Source organism: Streptomyces sp. NPDC005485 (assembly GCF_040606085.1).
Lineage (GTDB): Bacteria > Actinomycetota > Actinomycetes > Streptomycetales > Streptomycetaceae > Streptomyces.
The window spans coordinates 1-3450 of the sequence record NZ_JBEXDZ010000300.1 but is presented as its reverse complement, the minus strand read 5'-3'; the positions used below and the strand labels follow the sequence as shown (position 1 = coordinate 3450).

At 70.5% G+C, this 3450-nt stretch carries 4 protein-coding genes; all 4 read left to right on the top strand.

The window, feature by feature from the left end; translation table 11 throughout:
- Positions 1–270: 270 nt before the first annotated feature.
- Positions 271–816 (top strand): hypothetical protein, encoded by a 546-nt coding sequence (locus tag ABZS97_RS43650; RefSeq protein ID WP_356149537.1) that lies wholly within the window; start codon positions 271–273, stop codon positions 814–816.
- 153 nt (positions 817–969) lie between these two features.
- A complete protein-coding gene (pdxS, locus tag ABZS97_RS43645) occupies positions 970–1893 on the top strand; it encodes a pyridoxal 5'-phosphate synthase lyase subunit PdxS (protein WP_356149534.1) in 924 nt (307 codons plus the stop codon).
- Between the two features lie 12 nt (positions 1894–1905).
- Positions 1906–2514, top strand: coding sequence for a pyridoxal 5'-phosphate synthase glutaminase subunit PdxT (pdxT, locus tag ABZS97_RS43640; RefSeq protein WP_356149531.1), 609 nt, complete (start codon positions 1906–1908; stop codon positions 2512–2514).
- A gap of 48 nt (positions 2515–2562) precedes the next feature.
- Positions 2563–3315 (top strand): YebC/PmpR family DNA-binding transcriptional regulator, encoded by a 753-nt coding sequence (locus ABZS97_RS43635; protein WP_356149528.1) that lies wholly within the window; start codon positions 2563–2565, stop codon positions 3313–3315.
- Positions 3316–3450: the final 135 nt, after the last annotated feature.

Below are 3450 nucleotides of genomic sequence, written 5' to 3'. Positions count from 1 at the left end.
GGGGGGGCCCCCGCCGGGGGGGGGGGGGGGGGGGGGGGGGGGGGGGGGGGGCCCGACACCGCCCCCCCCCGATAATTTGTGGTCCCCCCCCCCCCCCGGCGCGGGGCCGGCCCGGTTCGGATGTCCAACTGACCGGGCGCGGCCTCCGACCGCGGACTGCCACCGTCCAGGCGTTCCGGATCGCCCCCGGCCCCCTCGACGGGCACGGCGGATTCCGCTGCGCGTGGGACCTCGTGGAGCGGTGACCACGCCCCGGTAGCCTTGCCGCCCGTGACCGCAACCCTCATCTGGATCCTCGTCGGCCTCGTCGCCATCGGCCTCTACCTGAGCTGGACCGCCGGCCGGCTCGACCGACTGCACGCCCGCATCGACGCGGCCCGAGCCGCCCTCGACGCCCAACTGCTGCGGCGCGCCTCGGTCGCCCAGGAGCTGGCCACGTCGGGCGTCCTGGATCCGGCCGCCTCGATCGTGCTCTACGAGGCGGCCCACGCGGCCCGGCAGGCCGAGGAGGAGCACCGCGAGGTGGCCGAGAGCGAGCTGAGCCAGGCGTTGCGGGCCGTGTTCGGTGAGCAGCAGCAGGTCGACGCGGTGCGCGAGGCGCCGGGCGGTGTGGATGCCGCGGAGGAGCTGGCGCAGGCGGTACGGCGGGTGCCGATGGCACGGCGCTTCCACAACGACGCCGTACGGGCCGCACGGGCCCTGCGGCGCCACCGCACCGTGCGGTGGTTCCGGCTGGCGGGGCACGCCCCGTTCCCTCTCGCGTTCGAGATGGACGACGAGCCGCCGACGGCGCTGGCGGACCGGCCCGGAGCCTGAGAGGCCGGGGCCGGCGGGGGCGGCCACTCGGCCGGAGGGCCGGTTCGTTCCGGCAGAATGAGCCACCGCCTCCCCATTGGCCCTTGCTGTGGCCTGGTCCCCTCGCGTTTCCTCGGTGATGCAAGAACCCTCTTTCACCGAGTGAGGTCGCCCGTGTCCAGCACGCTCTCCAACTCCGCCCAGCCCACCGAGAACACTGCGATCGGCACCGCCCGCGTCAAGCGCGGCATGGCCGAGCAGCTCAAGGGTGGCGTGATCATGGATGTGGTCAACGCCGAGCAGGCGAAGATCGCCGAGGACGCCGGCGCCGTCGCCGTCATGGCGCTGGAGCGCGTCCCGGCCGACATCCGCAAGGACGGCGGCGTCGCCCGTATGTCCGACCCGAACATGATCGAAGAGATCATCGAGGCCGTGTCCATCCCGGTGATGGCCAAGTCGCGCATCGGCCACTTCGTCGAGGCCCAGGTCCTGCAGTCCCTCGGCGTCGACTACATCGACGAGTCCGAGGTCCTCACCCCGGCCGACGAGGTCAACCACAGCGACAAGTTCGCCTTCACGACCCCCTTCGTCTGCGGCGCCACCAACCTCGGTGAGGCCCTGCGCCGCATCGCCGAGGGCGCGGCCATGATCCGCTCCAAGGGCGAGGCCGGCACCGGCAACGTCGTCGAGGCGGTCCGCCACCTGCGCCAGATCAAGAACGAGATCGCCAGGCTGCGCGGCTTCGACAACAACGAGCTGTACGCCGCGGCCAAGGACCTGCGCGCCCCGTACGAGCTCGTCAAGGAGGTCGCCGAGCTCGGCAAGCTCCCCGTCGTGCTGTTCTCCGCCGGTGGTGTCGCCACCCCGGCCGATGCCGCGCTGATGCGCCAGCTCGGCGCCGAGGGCGTCTTCGTCGGCTCCGGCATCTTCAAGTCCGGCGACCCGGCCAAGCGCGCCGCCGCCATCGTGAAGGCCACCACCTTCTACGACGACCCGAAGATCATCGCGGACGCGTCCCGCAACCTGGGCGAGGCCATGGTCGGCATCAACTGCGACACCCTCCCCGAGGCCGAGCGCTACGCCAACCGCGGCTGGTAAGGCACCACGCCCATGACTGACGCACCTGTGATCGGCGTCCTGGCGCTCCAGGGCGACGTACGGGAGCACCTCATCGCCCTGGCCGCGGCGGACGCCGTGGCCAGGCCGGTGCGGCGTCCCGAGGAACTCGCCGAGGTGGACGGTCTCGTCCTGCCCGGCGGCGAGTCCACCACGATCTCCAAGCTGGCCGTCCTCTTCGGCCTGATGGAACCCCTTCGCGCGCGCGTGCGGGACGGCATGCCCGTCTACGGCACCTGCGCCGGCATGATCATGCTCGCCGACAAGATCCTCGACCCGCGCTCGGGCCAGGAGACCGTCGGCGGCATCGACATGATCGTGCGCCGCAACGCCTTCGGCCGGCAGAACGAGTCCTTCGAAGCGGCGGTCGACTTCCACGGCGTCGAGGGCGATCCTGTGGAGGGCGTCTTCATCCGCGCCCCCTGGGTCGAGTCCGTGGGCGCCGAGACCGAGGTGCTCGCCGAGCACGACGGCCACATCGTCGCCGTACGCCGGGGCAACGCGCTCGCCACGTCGTTCCACCCGGAACTGACCGGCGACCACCGGGTGCACGGGCTGTTCGTCGACATGGTGCGCGCGAACCGGGCGCCCGAGTCCTTGTAGGATCTCTGGCGTTCGTAAAGAGTTGGGTTACGCGAAGGAGACAGGCAGATGTCCGGCCACTCTAAATGGGCTACGACGAAGCACAAGAAGGCCGTGATCGACGCCAAGCGCGGCAAGCTCTTCGCGAAGATGATCAAGAACATCGAGGTCGCGGCTCGTACGGGTGGCGCGGATGTGTCCGGCAACCCGACCCTGTTCGACGCCATCCAGAAGGCGAAGAAGAGCTCGGTCCCGAACAAGAACATCGACTCCGCGGTCAAGCGCGGCGCCGGTCTCGAGGCCGGTGGCGCCGACTACGAGACGATCATGTACGAGGGTTACGGCCCCAACGGTGTCGCGGTGCTCATCGAGTGCCTCACCGACAACCGCAACCGCGCTGCCTCGGACGTCCGCGTCGCGATGACCCGCAACGGCGGCAACATGGCCGACCCGGGTTCGGTGTCGTACCTGTTCAACCGCAAGGGTGTCGTGATCGTCCCCAAGGACGAGCTGTCCGAGGACGACGTTCTCGGCGCCGTGCTCGACGCGGGTGCCGAGGAGGTCAACGACCTCGGCGAGTCCTTCGAGGTGCTCAGCGAGGCGACGGACCTGGTCGCCGTGCGCACCGCCCTCCAGGAAGCGGGGATCGACTACGACTCCGCCGAGGCCAACTTCGTCCCGACCATGCAGGTCGAGCTCGACGAAGAAGGCGCCCGGAAGATCTTCAAGCTGATCGACGCCCTTGAGGACAGCGACGACGTGCAGAACGTCTTCGCCAACTTCGACGTGAGCGACGACGTGATGGCCAAGGTCGACGCCTGAGGGCACGGACAGCGCGTACAGCACGGCGGGCCGACGGGACACACCCCGTCGGCCCGCCGCGTTGTCAGCGGCACCCGCTAGCCGGCACAAACACGCGATCGAAGAAGGTTGGGCCGGAGCGTGCAGCAGCGCCGT

What these genes read in the sequence shown, in the direction of transcription:
- ABZS97_RS43635 (WP_356149528.1), top strand. Translation starts at nt 2,563, where the DNA reads ATGTCCGGCCACTCTAAATGGGCTACGACGAAGCACAAGAAGGCCGTG.
- pdxT (WP_356149531.1), top strand. Translation starts at nt 1,906, where the DNA reads ATGACTGACGCACCTGTGATCGGCGTCCTGGCGCTCCAGGGCGACGTA.